Origin of the sequence: Reyranella sp. CPCC 100927 (assembly GCF_007859315.1) — a bacterium.
Taxonomy (GTDB): domain Bacteria; phylum Pseudomonadota; class Alphaproteobacteria; order Reyranellales; family Reyranellaceae; genus Vineibacter.
Genome location: NZ_VOHA01000001.1, coordinates 519,141 through 534,871, shown reverse-complemented (window position 1 = coordinate 534,871; position 15,731 = coordinate 519,141). Strand labels below are relative to the sequence as shown.

General features: G+C 66.5%; 16 protein-coding genes. 9 read left to right on the top strand and 7 right to left on the bottom strand.

Features of this window, described 5'->3' with window-relative positions; translation table 11 throughout:
• Positions 1 to 26: 26 nt before the first annotated feature.
• Positions 27 to 1,298 (bottom strand): DUF445 domain-containing protein, encoded by a 1,272-nt coding sequence (locus tag FQU96_RS02370; protein ID WP_146539227.1) that lies wholly within the window; start codon positions 1,296 to 1,298, stop codon positions 27 to 29.
• A 200-nt stretch (positions 1,299 to 1,498) separates the two neighbouring features.
• Between FQU96_RS02370 and FQU96_RS02365 the strand changes: the two genes are divergently transcribed.
• Positions 1,499 to 1,939: a phasin family protein gene (locus tag FQU96_RS02365; protein ID WP_178130264.1), complete on the top strand. Its 441-nt coding sequence runs from the start codon at positions 1,499 to 1,501 to the stop codon at positions 1,937 to 1,939.
• Between the two features lie 84 nt (positions 1,940 to 2,023).
• On the opposite strand, the gene FQU96_RS02360 is transcribed toward FQU96_RS02365, so the two are convergent.
• The 3 genes from FQU96_RS02360 to FQU96_RS02350 are packed head-to-tail and all read right to left on the bottom strand — an operon-like array spanning position 2,024 to position 4,461.
• Positions 2,024 to 2,734: a nitroreductase gene (locus FQU96_RS02360; protein ID WP_146539225.1), complete on the bottom strand. Its 711-nt coding sequence runs from the start codon at positions 2,732 to 2,734 to the stop codon at positions 2,024 to 2,026.
• 40 nt (positions 2,735 to 2,774) lie between these two features.
• Entirely contained in the window at positions 2,775 to 3,668 is an 894-nt protein-coding gene (locus FQU96_RS02355; RefSeq protein ID WP_255467796.1) for an alpha/beta hydrolase, read from the bottom strand.
• 25 nt (positions 3,669 to 3,693) lie between these two features.
• Complete coding sequence (locus FQU96_RS02350; RefSeq protein ID WP_146539223.1) at positions 3,694 to 4,461, bottom strand: SDR family NAD(P)-dependent oxidoreductase; 768 nt, start codon at positions 4,459 to 4,461, stop codon at positions 3,694 to 3,696.
• A 209-nt stretch (positions 4,462 to 4,670) separates the two neighbouring features.
• Between FQU96_RS02350 and FQU96_RS02345 the strand changes: the two genes are divergently transcribed.
• The 3 genes from FQU96_RS02345 (at position 4,671) to FQU96_RS02335 (ending at position 8,404) form a co-directional block, all read left to right on the top strand.
• Positions 4,671 to 6,353, top strand: a complete 1,683-nt coding sequence (locus tag FQU96_RS02345) for a class I adenylate-forming enzyme family protein (RefSeq protein WP_218574575.1) — start codon at positions 4,671 to 4,673, stop codon at positions 6,351 to 6,353.
• 25 nt (positions 6,354 to 6,378) lie between these two features.
• A complete protein-coding gene (locus FQU96_RS02340) occupies positions 6,379 to 7,164 on the top strand; it encodes an SDR family NAD(P)-dependent oxidoreductase (RefSeq protein WP_146539221.1) in 786 nt (261 codons plus the stop codon).
• 88 nt (positions 7,165 to 7,252) lie between these two features.
• Complete coding sequence (locus FQU96_RS02335) at positions 7,253 to 8,404, top strand: aromatic ring-hydroxylating dioxygenase subunit alpha (protein WP_146539220.1); 1,152 nt, start codon at positions 7,253 to 7,255, stop codon at positions 8,402 to 8,404.
• An 81-nt stretch (positions 8,405 to 8,485) separates the two neighbouring features.
• On the opposite strand, the gene FQU96_RS02330 is transcribed toward FQU96_RS02335, so the two are convergent.
• Positions 8,486 to 8,992: an aromatic-ring-hydroxylating dioxygenase subunit beta gene (locus FQU96_RS02330; protein ID WP_146539219.1), complete on the bottom strand. Its 507-nt coding sequence runs from the start codon at positions 8,990 to 8,992 to the stop codon at positions 8,486 to 8,488.
• Positions 8,989 to 10,266 carry a Rieske 2Fe-2S domain-containing protein gene (locus tag FQU96_RS02325; protein WP_178130263.1) on the bottom strand — a complete coding sequence of 426 codons (1,278 nt, stop codon included), beginning with the start codon at positions 10,264 to 10,266 and terminating at the stop codon, positions 8,989 to 8,991. Before FQU96_RS02325 ends, FQU96_RS02330 begins: the two co-directional genes overlap by 4 nt.
• 126 nt (positions 10,267 to 10,392) lie before the next feature.
• On the opposite strand from FQU96_RS02325, the gene FQU96_RS02320 reads away from it, so the two are divergent.
• The 5 genes from FQU96_RS02320 (at position 10,393) to FQU96_RS02300 (ending at position 14,944) form a co-directional block, all read left to right on the top strand.
• Positions 10,393 to 11,493: an LLM class flavin-dependent oxidoreductase gene (locus FQU96_RS02320; RefSeq protein WP_146539217.1), complete on the top strand. Its 1,101-nt coding sequence runs from the start codon at positions 10,393 to 10,395 to the stop codon at positions 11,491 to 11,493.
• 3 nt (positions 11,494 to 11,496) lie between these two features.
• Entirely contained in the window at positions 11,497 to 12,597 is a 1,101-nt protein-coding gene (locus tag FQU96_RS02315; RefSeq protein WP_146539216.1) for an NAD(P)H-binding protein, read from the top strand.
• A complete protein-coding gene (locus FQU96_RS02310; RefSeq protein ID WP_146539215.1) occupies positions 12,598 to 12,981 on the top strand; it encodes an ester cyclase in 384 nt (127 codons plus the stop codon).
• A gap of 193 nt (positions 12,982 to 13,174) precedes the next feature.
• A complete protein-coding gene (locus tag FQU96_RS02305; RefSeq protein WP_146539214.1) occupies positions 13,175 to 14,209 on the top strand; it encodes a phosphotransferase family protein in 1,035 nt (344 codons plus the stop codon).
• A gap of 63 nt (positions 14,210 to 14,272) precedes the next feature.
• Positions 14,273 to 14,944: a TetR/AcrR family transcriptional regulator gene (locus FQU96_RS02300; protein WP_146539213.1), complete on the top strand. Its 672-nt coding sequence runs from the start codon at positions 14,273 to 14,275 to the stop codon at positions 14,942 to 14,944.
• Here the strand turns inward: FQU96_RS02300 and FQU96_RS02295 are convergent, their stop codons facing one another.
• Positions 14,945 to 15,634 carry a glycosyltransferase family 2 protein gene (locus FQU96_RS02295; RefSeq protein ID WP_146539212.1) on the bottom strand — a complete coding sequence of 230 codons (690 nt, stop codon included), beginning with the start codon at positions 15,632 to 15,634 and terminating at the stop codon, positions 14,945 to 14,947.
• Between the last annotated feature and the right edge of the window lie 97 nt (positions 15,635 to 15,731).

Below are 15,731 nucleotides of genomic sequence, written 5' to 3'. Positions count from 1 at the left end.
AAGGGGCGCTCGGGATGACGGCGCCTCTACATCACCAGTTCCAGCGCATGCAGCGCCACGCCGGCGCAGCCGCCAATCAGCGTGCCGTTGAAGCGGATGTACTGAAGGTCCTTGCCGACATTCAGCTCGAACATGCGAATCAGCTGGTCGACGTCCCACGACTTCACCTGGTCGGCGATGAACAGCGCGATGGCGCCTTTGTGCGTCGCCACGAAGGTCTCGATCACCGACGCCATGCCGCGGTTGATGTCGCCGCGCAGCAGTGGATCGTCCTGCAGGTTGCGGCCGATTTCCATCAGCAGGTTGCGCAACGGCGCCTGGATCAGCGAGTCGGGCGCATGCGCCTGTTCATCGATGAACGCCTTGAGGCTTTCCCAGATGCCGTCGGCCAAATCGCGGATTTCCGCTCGCGCCAGCAGGTCTGTCTTCAATTTGTCCAAGCGCTCGGCATAGTCCGGTGACTCGCGCAACCGTGTGATGAAGCCGGCAATGAAGCGATCGAATTCGTGCCGCACGGGATGCGCGTCATCCTTGCCCACTTCTTCCAGGAAGGCCGACATCGAGCCCACCAGCTTGCGCAGCACGTAGGCATCGGCGCGGAACAGGTTGAACAGGGTTGGCAGCTCGTTGCGGATCTTGTCGCGGATCGCGTCGAGCGTTTCGGGGTTGCCGAGGATCTGGCGCAGGACGGAGAGCAGCTCGTCGAGAATGCGCTGGTGGCGGCGATCATGGGTGAAGGCAGTGAGAATGCCGGCGGCGAGTGGCGCCATCTCCACACCGCGCAGCTGATCCACCACGCGCCGGGCCAGGAACGGCCGCAGGCCTGAACCCTCGATCGACGACATGGCCTGCGGCAGCATCTTGAGAATGAAGCGCGCCAGATCATCGCTGCGCTGGCGGTCGCTGAGCCATTCCGAGATCAGGCGCGCGAAGTCGACTTCCTGCACTCTGGCCGACACCGTCTCGGCCGCCAGGAAGTGCCGGACGATAAAGTCGCCCAGGCTGTCGCCGATACGCGCCTGGTTGCGGGAGATGATCGCGGTATGCGGGATCGGCAGCCCCAGTGGCCGCTTGAACAGCGCCACGACGGCGTACCAGTCGGCCAGGCCGCCCACGAGTGCCGCCTCCGCGAAGGCGACCACGAAACCGAACAGCACGCTGTCACGCGCCAGAGGGCGTGCTGCCAGGAGCACTGCCAGACAGAGCACCAGCAGGCCGGTGGCCGTCCATTTGGTCCGGCGCAGGCTACGCAGCCGGTCGGCATCAAGGTCCGTGGAATCGGAAGGTACGACGGTCATGGTGGCTCAACCGCTTGGCATGATGGCAGACAGACTTCACTAACGCTCTGTAATCCCTGGCGTTTCACTTCTTTCAGCAACATTCATATTGCGCTGCACAATTTATGTTGCAATGCAATATAAGACAATGTATATACGCATCACCCGGGCCGCTTTGGACGGGATGCAACCCATAGCTCATCGAGAGGATGGAGACTGACATGACCGACAAGACGACCAATCCCGCCGCCACGGCGATCGACGCCCTCTACCAGATTCCCACCGCCGCGCGTGATTTCGTTCAGCGCACCGCCGCCTCCGCCCAGGATCGTGCCGCCAGCGTGCACTCCGGCGCCGAGAAGGTCGCGACCGCGCTGCAGGATGCCGTCAATGTGTCGGTGAACGGTTATGCCCTGGTCGGCCGCAGCCTGATGCAGGGTGCCTACCAGAACGTCGAGTCGACGCTGGGCATGGTCCAGAAGCTGGCCGGCGCGAAGTGCCTGGGCGACGCCATCGGCGTGCAGCTCGACTTCCTGCGCGACTACGGCAAGGCCAATGTCGAGCAGTTCCGCGCCACCGCCGATGTGATCCGCAAGAGCTATGCCGACAGCGACAAGGCCGTGCGCACCGTGTTCGCCAAGCCGGAAGCCCCGGCCGCCTAAGTCTTCACCAGTAGCGTTGTTGTTCAGAAAGGCCCGCGCACGCGGGCCTTTCTTTTGTTCCTCTCTCGCACGCCGGAGAGGGAACTACGCATCCACCCAGGTTGCGGTTTCCGCCACGGCGGCGCGGCGGGTGCGGAAGCCGTTGGCGGGATGCGCCGCATCCTCGTAGCCGAACGAGATCGCGCAGACGACGAGACGATCGTCGCCGAGACCGAAATGGCGGCGCACGAACTTGGACTGCGAGGCGATCGCCGCCTGGGCAATCGTGGCGACGCCCACGCTGCGGGCCGCCAGGCAGAAGGTGCTGACATAGGCGCCGCAATCCACGGCGCCATACACGCCCAGCGCCTCGTCCGACGTGACGATCGCCACGTGCGGCGCGCCGAACAGCCGGAAGTTCTCCAGGCCCTGCCGTCCCGACGCCTCGCGATCGCCGCGCTTGATGCCGACGCTGTCATAGAGCTGGAAGCCGCACTCGCGCCGACGCGCCAGGTAGACGCCACGATACTCGCGCGGAAACGGGATGTCGGCGTCGGCCGGGTTGCTGGTGGCGTGACGGTACAGCGCGTCACGGAAGCGATCGGTCGCCGCGCCCGACGCCACGGTCACCTGCCAGGGCTGTGCATTGCACCACGACGCCGTGCGCTGCGCCAATTCCAGGATGCGCTCGATCGTCGGCCGCGCGACCTGCTGCGGCAGGAACCCCCGGCAGCTGTAGCGTTGCGCCAACACCGTGTCGAGCACGTCATCGGGCGCCGTCGATGCGGCCGAAACCGGCGGCGAAACCTCGTTCATGGAGTCTCCTCAGCGTGAGGGTCGGTCACGCCATGGCGCGTCACGCCGCCTTCCCGCCAGCCAGGTGACCATCCAGGAACACCCCGACCTTCTTGATGGCATCGCGCGCCAGATCCAGGCGTGGCCAGAACCAGTGCCAGACATGCGGCGTACCCTCACCGAGTTCCAACGTGACATCAACCCCGGCACCGCGCGCGGCTTCCGCCAGGCGGGTCGCATCGGAGACCAGCGCTTCCGTCGAGCCGGCGTGGATCAACAACGGCGGCAGTCCCTTCAGATCACCGAAGATCGGTGATGCCAGCGGATCGTCGGCCCGCGTGTCGCCGAGATAGGCATGGGCATAGGCCGAGATCTCATCGAACTTGACCAGCGGATCGGCATGCGCCGCACGCGCCACCGGTGAATCGGGGCCGAAGGTGAGATCGACCCACGGCGACAGGCAGACGGCCGCGGCCGGCAGCTTGAGATTTGCGGCGCGGGCCGCCAGCACGGTCGCAACCGTCAAGCCGCCGCCGGCCGAGTCGCCCGCGATCGCGATGCGGTCCGGCGACGAGCCAGCCAGCACGGCACGATAGACGGCGAGCGCATCGTCCACTGCCGCGGGAAACCGATGCTCCGGCGCCAGGCGATAATCCGGCAGCCACACCTCGGCACGCGCGGCAACGCCCAGCGCCGCCGCCAGATGGCGATGCGAGCGCGGCGAGCCGATGCCGTAGCCGCCGCCATGGAGGTACAACAACCGCCGCCCGTCGACGGCATCGCGCACGATGAGGCGCTCGCCCGCGACGCCACCGTCGTTGCAGGACTGGACGGTCACGCCCTCGGGCAGGGGGAAAGCCTTCTCGGCACGATCGTAGGCCTTGCGTTTGGCACCGAGTGTCGCCTCGGCCGGCAACTGCGCCAGAAACGCCATCAATCGTTCCAGGTCACTCATGGTCATGCCTCCGTCGGCCGCGCCGCTACATGGCGAACCCGCCATCCACCATCAGGGTCTGGCCGGTAATGTACGTGGCCCGATCCGAAACCAGAAATTCGACGGCGTCGGCGATTTCGCGGGCCGAGCCGAGGCGTCGCAAGGCAACGGTGTCGCGCGTCACCTGCAGGAAGCGGTCATCGAAGTCGCCCGTGGCCAGCAGCGCGTGATACATCCCGTCCTCGATCACGCCGACGCCGATGCAATTGGCACGGATGCCAAAGCGTCCCTCCTCGGCGGCGATGCCCTTGATGACCGCTTCGATCGCGGCCTTGGGTGCGGCGGACAGCACGTCCTTGACCGCATAACGACGGACCGCCGGTGTTGCCAGCGCAGCGGCAACACCGCGCGATTGGCGCAGATGCGGCAGGGCGGCATGCAGGAAGTGATAGCAGCCGAACACGTCGGTGCCGACCGTGTCACGAAACAGCGACGGCTCCAGTCGGCTGATATGGCGCATATTGATGTAGGGACCGGCGGCATAGATCGCCGTGTGAATGCCACCGAACGCCGTTGCCGCGCCTGCCACGAAACGCGCCACGGCCTTGTCGTCGGTCAGATCCACCTGCACCGCTTCGGCACGACGACCTTCGGCACGCACGCTGGCTGCCACGGCTTCGGCCCGGTCGCGGTTCTTGTGGTAGGTGAGCGCCACGTCGGTACCGGCCCGTGCCAACACCCGACAGATCTCGGCGCCGATGCCGCCGGATCCACCGGCAACAATCGCTGTGCCCGTCGCAAAGCGGGCGGTCATCCTGGCTGGCTCGTTCATGTCGTTCCCTGCGATGCGTGCAAGTCTATCTGCCCGGCAGATCGACATTGCGTCAACATAATTTCTAATTCACTTTAGGAACATTCTGACCGATTTTCGCGCTTCGGTCGGGCAATAAATGCTTGCGTCATTTTTCTAATTTGAAATAGAATATTGCCAATATCGACGGGAGGAAGGTTTTGCTCGAACCGATGGCGCAGAGGCGCGCAGCGCTGGCGGCACGCTATCCGACCTGGCAGCCGGCCACATTGGACACCATTCTGTCAGACGCTGCGGCACGTCATCCTGACCGGCCGATGGTCCTGACGGACGACGCCACGCTGACCTATCGCGACGTCGCCGCGCGCGCCGACGTGCTGGCCCGCGGCTTGCGCGGCGAGGGTGTGCGCGCCGGCGATCGGGTCGCACTGGTCATGGCCAACCACGCCGATTTCGTGCCGCTGGTGTTCGCCATCTGGCACCTGGGCGCAGCTGCCATTCCCGTGAACTTCCTCTTCAAGGCACGCGAGCTGGCCTACGTCGTCGGCCAGTCCGAATGCCGCGTGGTCATCACCATGGCCTCGTTCCGCGGCCTCGACTACCTCGCCGCGTTCGACGAGGTCGCGCCGGGCTGGCGTACCGGCGCGCAAACGGCCTTTCCCCATCTGCGCTCCATCATCGTGCACGGTGGCGACAACGCCAGCCCTCGATCGCTCGAAGCACTCCAGGCGCGCGGCACCACCGACACCGTGCCGCTGGCAGCCAATCCGACCGGCGCGCTCGATCCCGCCGTGGTGATGTACACGTCCGGCACGACGGGGCTGCCCAAGGGCGTGATCCAGACCCACGACAACCTGGCGCGCTCGGCCTATGCCGGCGCCTATCACCAGGCATTCGAGGACGGACGGCGCACGCTTTTCTCGCTGCCGCTGTATCATGCCTTCGCGTTGGTCGAAGGTCTGCTGGCGGCGATGTTCGTCGGCGGCGCCATCATTCCGCAGCTGATCTTCGATGCGACTGCTACGCTCGCCGGCATCGAACGTCATCGCGCCACCTATCTGATGGCGGTGCCGACGATGAGCGTCGCGCTGGTCGAACACCCCGACATCGCCCGCTTTGACCTGTCGTCCCTGCAGGCCGTGCTGTCCGCCGCCGCGCCCACGCCGGTCCGCATCTGGCAGCAGCTCAAGGACCGGCTGGGTATCCAGGAAGTCTTCACCGGTTACGGCATGACCGAAGTCGGCGCGGCCACGACACTGACGGCGCCGAACGACGATCTGTCGATCGTGGCCCAGACCGTGGGACGGCTGATGGATGCCGGCGCTGCCGGCATGGCCGAGCACGGCGGGATCCTCGCCGAGTACAAGACGGTCGATCCCCTCACCGGCGAGGATCTGCCGCCGGGCAGCGTCGGCGAGCTGTGCTCGCGCGGCCCGACGTCGACATCAGGCTATTTCGCCAAACCGGCCGAGACGGCAGCCCTGTTTCTGCCCGGCGGCTGGCTGCGCTCCGGCGACCTCGGCCGCGTACGGCCGGACGGCTATATCGAGCTCACCGGCCGCTCGAAGGAGCTCTACAAGTCCGGCGGCGAGCTGGTCTCGCCCAAGGAGGTCGAGGAGCTGCTGTCCAGTCATCCGGCCGTCGCACAGACCTACGCCGTGGGCGTGCCGGATGATCGCTGGGGCGAGATGGGCTGTGCCTGGATCGTGCTGTCACCCGGCGCCAGCGTCTCGGCGGAGGAGCTGATCGAGCTCGCCCGCCAGCGGCTGGCGCGCTTCAAGGTTCCCAAGCACGTGCTGTTCCTCGACGCAGCAGAGCTGCCGACCACGGCGACCGGCAAGGTGCAGAAGTTCCGCCTGGTCGACATGGCGCGACAGCGCCTGCAGCTGGCGTAGACACTCGAACCAAGGGAGAGCCATCGTGGATCTCGGCCTGACCGGCAAAACTGTCGTCGTCACCGGCGGCGCATCGAACATCGGGCGCGCGATTTCGCAGGAATTCGCACGCGAAGGCGCTCGTGTCGCGATCCTCGATCGTGACGCGGCGCAGACCCGCAAGACGGTGGAAGAGATCAAGGGTGCCGGCGGTCATGCCTCGGGTTACGACCTCGACGTCACCGACGTCGACGCCACGGCGGCGACCATTGCGGCCGTCGAGCGCGACCAGGGTGCCGTCGACGTGCTGGTCAACAACGTCGGCTGGAACGGCAAGGCCGAGTTCTTTCTCAACCTGCCACCGGAGCGCTGGCAGAAGGCATTCCAGCTCAACCTGTTCTCGACGCTGAACGTGACGCGCGCCGTGCTGCCGGGCATGGTGGATCGGCGCGGCGGCGCCATCGTGTCGATCGCCAGCGACGCGGGCTTCGGCGAATTCCGCATGGCCGACTACGGCGCCATGAAAGCCGGCGTGCTCGCCTTCACACGGACCGTTGCTCTGGAGTATGGCCGCTACGGTATCCGGGCCAATACCGTGGCGCCGGGCCTGGTCGTCCCCGCGCCCGACGCCGTCGGCGACGGCAGCCTGTGGAGCATCGACATCGGCATGGGGCCGAAGGAAGTCCAGAACATCGAGTCGCGCATGCCGCTGCGCCGTCGCTCGGAAGCGGTCGACATTGCCTGGTCGGTGTTGTTCCTCGCGTCCGACCGCGCCCGCCAGCTCACCGGACAGGTGATGAGCGTGTCCGGCGGCTTCGTCATGCCCCGCTAGAGCGAATTGCGCTCAATCGGGACCTGGGACGTCCGCGCTCCCAGAAGCATGATTCCGTTGTAACGACATCCGCTTCAGGAGTCAGGCCATGCGCCACGAACGACAGATCGAATTGCTGGACCGGCTGGTGGGCGTCGATCCCAATCTGCCGTGGACCTACGGACCCACCAGCATGCGCAACCCGGCGTCGGCCTACACCGATCCTGCCCGCTTCGCGCGCGAGAAACAGGTGCTGTTCCGCGACCGACCGCAACTGGTCGGCCTGAGCGGCGAATGCACCACGCCGGGTGCCTATCTCACCGCCAACCTGGGCGGCGTGCCGATCGTTGTCGTGCGCCAGACCGACGGCAGCCTGCGGGCGATGGTCAACGTTTGCCGCCATCGCGGCGCGACCTTGCTGGAGGGGCGCGGCACCGGCGGCCTGCGGCGCATCGTCTGCCCGTATCATGCGTGGACCTACAACACCGACGGTCAGTTGGTGCACCGTCCGGCGGCGGCGCAGGGTTTCGACGACGTTACCGTCAACTGCGATCTGCACCAGCGGGCTGTGGCGGAGAAGCACGGCCTGATCTTCGTTCACCCCACCAGCACGGAGCCGTTCGACGTCGATACGCTGCTGTGCGGCCTGGGCGATGACCTGGCCGACTATGGACTGGCTGACTACGTGCACGTCGAAACGCGCACCAACAGCTGGAAAATGAACTGGAAGATGGTCCTCGATACCTTCACCGAGGCCTATCACATCCGGTTCCTGCACAAGGCCACGATCGCACCCTACTTCCTGTGCGACCTGATCTTCGATGCCTTCGGTCCCCATTCGCGCACCATCGGGCTGCGCAAGAGCGTCGTCGAGCAGATCAAGGACAAGCCGCGCAGCGAATGGAAACTGCTGCCCTATTCGACGACGCAGTACTTCCTGGTGCCCAATGCGCTCTTGGTCTACCAGCTCGACCACATCGAGCTGTGGCGCCTGACGCCCATCGACGTCAACACGGTGGAGGTCGCCACCAGCATCTTCGCGCCGGAACCGCCGAAGGACGCCGCGGCGCTGAACCACTGGACCAAGAATCTCGACATTCTGCTGAAAGTGACCGAGACCGAAGACTTCCAGCAGATGGTGCGCATCCAGAAGAACCTGGAGTCCGGTGCCCTGCCCGAACTCGTCTACGGCCGCATCGAGCCAGCACTGGTGCATCTGCACACGGCCATCAACGCGGCGGTGGCGGAAAGCGTCAGATAGATCCTGGGAGCGCGGGCCTCCGGCCCGCTCTTGTTGGGCGGAAGCAACGCTTGATGCGGGCGAGACGCCCGCGCTCCCAGGTCAGATCAAGAATGCCAGGTTCGGCTGGGCGACACTTGCCGTCACCAGTTCGACGATCTTCTGCGACATGCGCAGTGCGCCATCGACACGGCGCAACCGGTGGGTGACGCGGCCGGGCCAGATGCGCAGCGTGGCACCGGACTGCACGGCGAGTTCGTAAAGCACGAAGTTCGATGCCACGGTGTACGTGCCGGCAATGTCATCGGCAGCCAGCACTTCGATGTTGGAGACGATGCGGCGCATCGGCGAGGGCGGTGTCTGGGCGTGCCGCAGGCCGGTCGCAAGCTGGCGGATGCGCGTGGCGAGCCGCGCCCGATTGTCGTTGATGTAAGACAGCCGATCGGCCGGGTCGTAGTCGGCGGCGCCCTTGGGCACCCAATAGTGCATGTCGTCGGTGACCAGCGCTTCCCATTCGGCGTAGCGCGACTCATCGGCCAGGCGCGCCTCGAGATAAAGGAACGCCTCGATCTCGCGGCGCAGAGGCTCGGGTACGTCAGCGACGTTCATGCCCGGCGCTCCATCACGTGGCGGTAGTGCTGCCAGAACGCCCGGTTGGTCACCTCGTCGCTGACATGGCCGGTGCGCGTGCCGTCGGCCTGGCGCTGCTCGCGCGACAGCCCGCGGCTGAGATCGATCCAGCCGCGCCGCGCATCGCCGTTCGACGGCGGCCGCAATCCCTGGAACCCCAGCTGCATGCGCTCGGCAATGATGGCGTCGTCAGGCACGATGAAGCTGGCCGGACCCAGCGCCGCCTCGGACTGGCGCAGCAGACGGCGGTTCAGGGCATCGTCCACGCCCTCGAGCTGGATCACCGTGTGGGCATGCACCATGGATCCGACATCGACGGGATCGATGCGCGCCACGTTCACCTCGCCCAGGAACAGGTTGGGGAAGATGAAGCCGTGCGGCGGGCCGTCCCACAGCAGGCGGTCGGCGCGCTCCTGACCGTACCGAGCCACCATCGCGTCACAGTAGGCGCCGACCCTGTCACGGCCGACGCCCAGCCATGCCAGTTCGCGCGCGTAGCTGGGCCGCAGGTCGAGCTCGACATGGCCGCCACCGTGATCGACGGCGCGCGAGACGTTGGCCTGCTCACCGCCGATCACCGTGTCGTGGTAGTAGTTGTCGGGCTGGGCCCGCAGCATGGAGGCGTGCACGAAATCGAGGTGATAGCCGTCGCTGTCGCTCTCGGGCCACATCTTCCAGTTCGATTCGACGCGGTGGCCGATCCAGCCGGCGCTGAGGCGGATGTTGCCGGTCGGCGACAGATCGCACAGGCGGTCGATCAGATCCTGGCCGCCGGCGGCGAGATGATCGCCCAGCGGTCCGGCATCGCCCGACATGTTGGCGAACACGAAGCCGCGATAGCGGTCGACCTGCCCGGCGCGGTCCAATGGCATCTCGGCGCGGTCGCGTTCGAAACCGGCTTTGTGCGACACGGCGCGCAGGCTGCCGTCCAGCCCGAACGTCCAGCCGTGGTAGATGCACTGGAACGCATTGCCGTGGCCCGCCTCGCGCCAGCACAGCCGGTTGCCGCGGTGCGCACAGCGGTTGGCCAGCACCCGTATGGTCTCTTCGCGGTCGCGCACCATGATCACCGGCTCGCGCCCGACCTGGCGCGTCACCCAGTCGCCGGGCTTGGGAATTTCCGAGTCATGCCCGACGAAGACCCAGCCGCGGCGGAAGATGCGGTCCATCTCGTCGGCGAACACGTCGGCATCGGTGTACAGGCTGCCGTGCACGCGATCATCCTGGATCAGCGCGGCATATCGCTTGTCCATGGCGGTTTCCTCCTGTGCCTTGACGCCATTGAAATCCCATTGTCCGGCCATGACAAATCGTTTGATATTCTAATTTAATTTAGATTATAATACCTCTATCATCAGAGACACAGGAGAGGACGCGCCATGGACGTCGGCATTCAGATGGTATTCGCCAGCCACGGCTGGCCCGATATCAAGGACAGCCAGGTGGTCGACGAGGAGCTGCGCCTGGCGCGGCTGGCGGACGAGCTGGGCTTCGACGTCGTCTGGTCGGTCGAGCATCATTTCTTCGACTACTCGTTCTGTCCCGACAACACGCAGCTGCTGTCGTACGTGACGGGTGTCATCAAGAACGCCGACGTCGGCACGGCGGCCGTGATCCTGCCGTGGAACGAGCCGCTGCGGGTCGCCGAAAAGATCGCGATGCTGGATCATCTCGCCGGCGGCCGCCTGCGCTTCGGCATCGGCCGCGGCCTGTCGCGCCGCGAGTTCGCCGCCTTCCGCGGCATCGCCATGGACGAATCGCGCGAACGTTTCGACGAGGCGGCCGCCATGATCCTCGACGCCTTGCGCACGGGCTATATCGAGGGCAACGGCAAGTTCTATCCGCAGCCGCGCATTCCGATCCGCCCGAAGCCGGAGCGCAGCTTCGCCGACCGTCTCTACGCCGTCGCCTCCAGCGACGACTCCATCGAATCGGCGGCGCAGATCAAGGCGACCATGGTGATGTTCGCCGACCGCTCGTGGGACCACCGCCTGCCGTCGATCGAGAAGCATCGCACGCGGTACAAGGAGCTGCATGGTGTTGCCGCGCCACCGCCGCTCACCTGCGACTACTGCGTCTGCCTGCCCACGCACGACGAAGCCAAAGACCTCGCCACCCAGCACATGGCGACGTACCTCGAGAGCGTGCTGGAGCACTACGAGGTGATGGGCAGCCACTTCGCCACCACCAAGGGCTACGGTGCCTACGCGCAGGCCGCCGAGGTGCTGCGCCGCATCGGCGAAAGCGGCTTCCTGAAGGGCTTCATGCAGGCCTCCGCCTGGGGCACGCCCGATGATGTGCTGGCCACCCTGGAAGCACGCCGCAAGCTGCTGGGCTCGTTCGAGCTGGCGACCTCGTTCCGCTTCGGCGGCATCCCTTATGCCAAGGCCGAGCAGTCGCTGCGCCTGTTCGCCAAGGAAGTGCTGCCGGTCCTGAAGAGCTGGGACAAGGCTGCCGAGCGGCGCCGCGCGGTGGCCTGAGGCATGCGCGCCCTGGTCATCGGCGGCACCGGACCGACCGGGCCGTTCATCGTGAACGGCCTGCGTGAGCGCGGCTACACGGTCACGATCTTCCACCGCGGCACGCACGAGATCCCGGAGATCCCGGACGACGTGGAGCACATCCACGGCGATCCGCATTTCGCCGAGACCATCGATCAGGCGCTGGCCGGCCGCACGTTCGACCTGGTGATCGCCACCTATGGCCGCGTGCGCCTGCTGGCCGCCGCGTTGGCAGGCCGCACCGGTCGCTTCATCGGCATCGGCGGCTACGCCGCCTACCGCGGCTGGGTCGATCCCTATGCGCTCGACCCGCCGGGGATGAGCAGCCCGGTGCCCGAGGACGCGCCCGTCGTCGCCAGCGAAACCGAGCAGCGCTTCGCCTGGCTGATCGCGCAGACCGAGCAGGCCGTGCTGGCGCACCACCCGACCGCCACCGTGTTCCGCTATCCCTACGTCTACGGCCCCTACCAGATCCGGCCGCGCGAGTGGTCGGTGATCCGCCGCCTGCTCGATGGACGGCGCGAAATCATCCTGCCGCACTATGGGCTCAGCCTGTCGACCCACGGCTGGGCCGGCAATCTGGGCCACGCCGTGCTGCTGTCGGTCGACAGGCCCGATGTGTCGGCCGGTCGCGTCTACAATTGCGGCGACCTCGAGCAGCTCACCCTGGGACAGATCGTCGAGGTGATCGCCGGCACCCTGGACCGCAAGGTCGAGATCATCCCCGTGCCCTACGACGTCGCCGGCACGCTCAAGGCGATGGTGCTCTCGCCGCTGGGCCACCAGCTGCTCGACCTGACCCGGATCCGAACCGAGCTGGGCTATCGCGACGTGCTGGATGTGCGCACCGCGTTGGCGCAGACCGTGCGCTGGTATGTCGATCATCCGCCAGCGCCCGGCGGCGATATCGAGCGGGCGCTGGGCGATCCGTTCGACTATGCCGCCGAGGACCGGTTGATCGCCGCCTATCGTCAGGGGCTGGCGCTGATGCAAGCGGCCAGCGAAACTACGTCCGAGATCAAATGGCATCCCTACGCGCATCCGCGCGAGGCGGGCCAGGACCGCGACCAGAGGGGCCGCTGAATGACCAGGACTGCCGTGCAGGTCGTCGATACCTATCTCGACGTGCTCTACAACCAGCGCCGGCTCGACCTCGTGCCCGAGCTGATCGCCGACCCGACCTGGCGGCACGCCCCGGGCGAGGTGAAGCAGCTGTCGCTGGCCGAGTCCATGGCGCGCCTGGCCAAGCTGCTGGATCTCTGCCCCGTGCTGCGCTTCGAGACGGCGGTGCGGGTCGTCGAAGGACCGATGGTCACCGTGGCGTGGAACGGCTGGAGCACGCAGACCAGCGGCAAGTCCTATACGATGAGCGGCATCGAGATCTTCCGCGTCCATGACGGCAAGATCGTCGAGATCTGGAACTCGCGCGAAGCCGCCGGTCTGTGGCAATCGACGCAGACATTCTAGCGAGCTCAGATGAACCGTTCCGTCGTCCTACTCGGCTGTGATTCAACGAGCGCACGACTGTCATCCCGAGCGCAGCGAGGGATCTTTCCGACTGTGGACGGTCGCGAAACCGCCGAAAGATTCCTCGCTACGCTCGGAATGACAGCGTGGGCCCACAAAATCACAGGCTGTCAGCACAACGTCGAAACAAGACATGCTGCTTGAAACGACGACCGATCGCGAGCGCTTTGCCGCCTGGTTGTCGGCGGCACTGGGCCACGCGGTCACGGTCACCGAGGTTACGGCGCCGTCATCGAGCGGCGGCTGGTCGAACGAGACCGTGCTGGTCGACCTGGCCGGCAACAGCCCATCGCGGGTGGTCGTGCGCGTCAAGCCGGATGGACCGGCGATGTTCCGCGACTATGACGTCACGCGCGAATACCGGGTGCTGAAAGGCCTGGCCCAGCGGCAGGCGCCGCCCGTGCCGCCAGCCCTGGCGGTCGACCCGACCGGCGCCGTTCTGGGTCGGCCGATGCTGGTGACGGGCTACGTGGCCGGCCGTGTGCCCAGCGATGATCGACCCAGCTTCGTCGAGGCCGGCTGGCTGTTCGAGGCACCGCCCGTCGACCAGCATCGCTTCGCCCAGTCCCTGCTGCGCGCCATCCACGCCGTGCATGCCGCCGACTGGCGCGCACTGAACCTGGCGCCGCTGGCGCGCGATCTGGACCGGCCGCTGGACGGCGAGATCGCCTGGTATCGCGCCCTGCACGACTGGGGCGCCGGCGCCGACCGCCATGCCGTGATCGAACGCGGGTTCGCCGCCGTCCAACGCGACCGGCCGCCCGAGTCTGCGCCATGCCTGCTGTGGGGCGACGCGCGGCCGGCCAACGTGATCGCGCACGGCTTCGACGTGGCGGCGCTGCTGGACTGGGAGCTGGCAGGCCTCGGCCCGGCCGAACTCGACATCGCCTGGCTGCTGGAGATGAACCGCATGCGCACTGTGGGCGCCGGCGTGCCGCCCCTGCCCGGTTTCCCCACCGACGATGCGGTCGTGGCCGTCTATCAGGACCTGGCCGGCCGCGCGCTGGCGCATTTCGGCTGGTACCGCCTGTTCGCGGCCCTGAAAGTGGCGGTGCTGATGGAACGGCACCTGCGCACCGCGATCGCCCGCGGGCGCCTGGCCCAGGACCACCGGCTGCTACGCGACAACGTGGCGCTGCGGCGGTTGGACGAGCTCATGACGGCGTGAGGAGGCTTGGGAAATCGCCGAATCGGCGCTAGAAAACGCCCGTCTGGCGAGAAGGAAAAGGTCATGGGGCGAGTGGTGGCGCGGCGTGGGACGGCGGCCAAGACGGAGACCCGGCGGCGGGCCTCCGCCGAGGCGAGCGATCCGCCGGCGCTCAGCAAATCGGAGGCAACGCGGCGGCGCATCCTCGACGCCGCGGCGCGGGTGTTCGCCCAGAACGGCTACGCCGATACGCGGCTGAGCGATATCGCTACCGAAGCCGACACGTTCGCCGGCAGCATCTACTACTACTTCGAATCGCGCGAGGACCTGGTCGAGGAAGTGCTGCGGCTGGGCGTCACCGGCGTCTTCGATGCCGTGCGCGACAAGGTCGAGTCGATGCCGGCCGACAGCACCCACCGCGCGCGGATCACAACGGCGATCGCCACGCACCTGTTGTTCACCCTGAAGCTGAACCACTTCGCGACCGCCAACCAGCGGCTGTTCGCACAGGTACCCAGCGAGATCCGCCAGCGCCATATCCATGTCCATCGCGCCTACGGCGAATATTGGCGTAAGCTGCTGGAGGGCGCCCGGCGCGCCGGCGAGCTGCGCCGCGACATCGACCTGTCGGTGCTGCGCCTGCAGATCCTGGGCGCCATCAACTGGACGGTCGAGTGGTACAAGCCGGGCAAGCGGTCGATCGAGCAGATCGCATCGCAGCTCGCCGTCACGATCTTCGACGGCATCGCGAGCTGATCAGAGCCGCTGCAGCTCCGCCGCCTTGCCCTCGAAGGCGGTCGCGCCGTGGTGCCGCAGTTCCAGCCGCGGGTCGAGCCAGATGCGCCCGCCGATGGCACGCCAGCGCCGGCAGAAGCCATAGTCCTCGGAGAGGTACTGCCGCTGCGGATCATCCTCGTCGATGAGGCAGTCGAACAAAGCGTAGGTCAGCTGGCTTTGCTGATCCGACAGTCCCGCAGTGCCGCCATAGCGAGTCTGCGGGTACGCCTGCATCATGCGCTCGAATACGGCACGTCGGATCATCAGGAAACCAGCGGCTGCTTCCTTGATCTCGATGCGCCCCAAGGGATCGCGCTCCGCCGGACCGTCGAGAAAGTTGACGGCATAGGCCCTGGGCATCACTTTCTTCGGATAGGCGCCACACACGACGTCCTTGTCGGCCTCCAGGAGGGCAACGACAGCCTCCGCGGGCCACTCGACATCGGCGTCAATGAACATCAGGTGGGAATGCCCGGACGCCATGAAGACAGACACCAGCGTGTTCCGGGCTCGCATGACCAGGCTGTCGCCGGCGGCTGTCACCAACTCATGGCGCAGGCCGCGCGCCGTCAGCACGGCACAAGTCCGGACCATCGACAGCAGATAGGCGTTCGTGACAACGCCACCATAGCAAGGCGTGGCGATCATCAGACCGGAGAATATCGTCATGCCGTGCCCGTGGAATGGAGACAGAAAGCCAAGCAGGATGCGGAGCCGGTTCGATAAAAGATACGCCGACGCCACGCGGCATGACAATCAATGCACG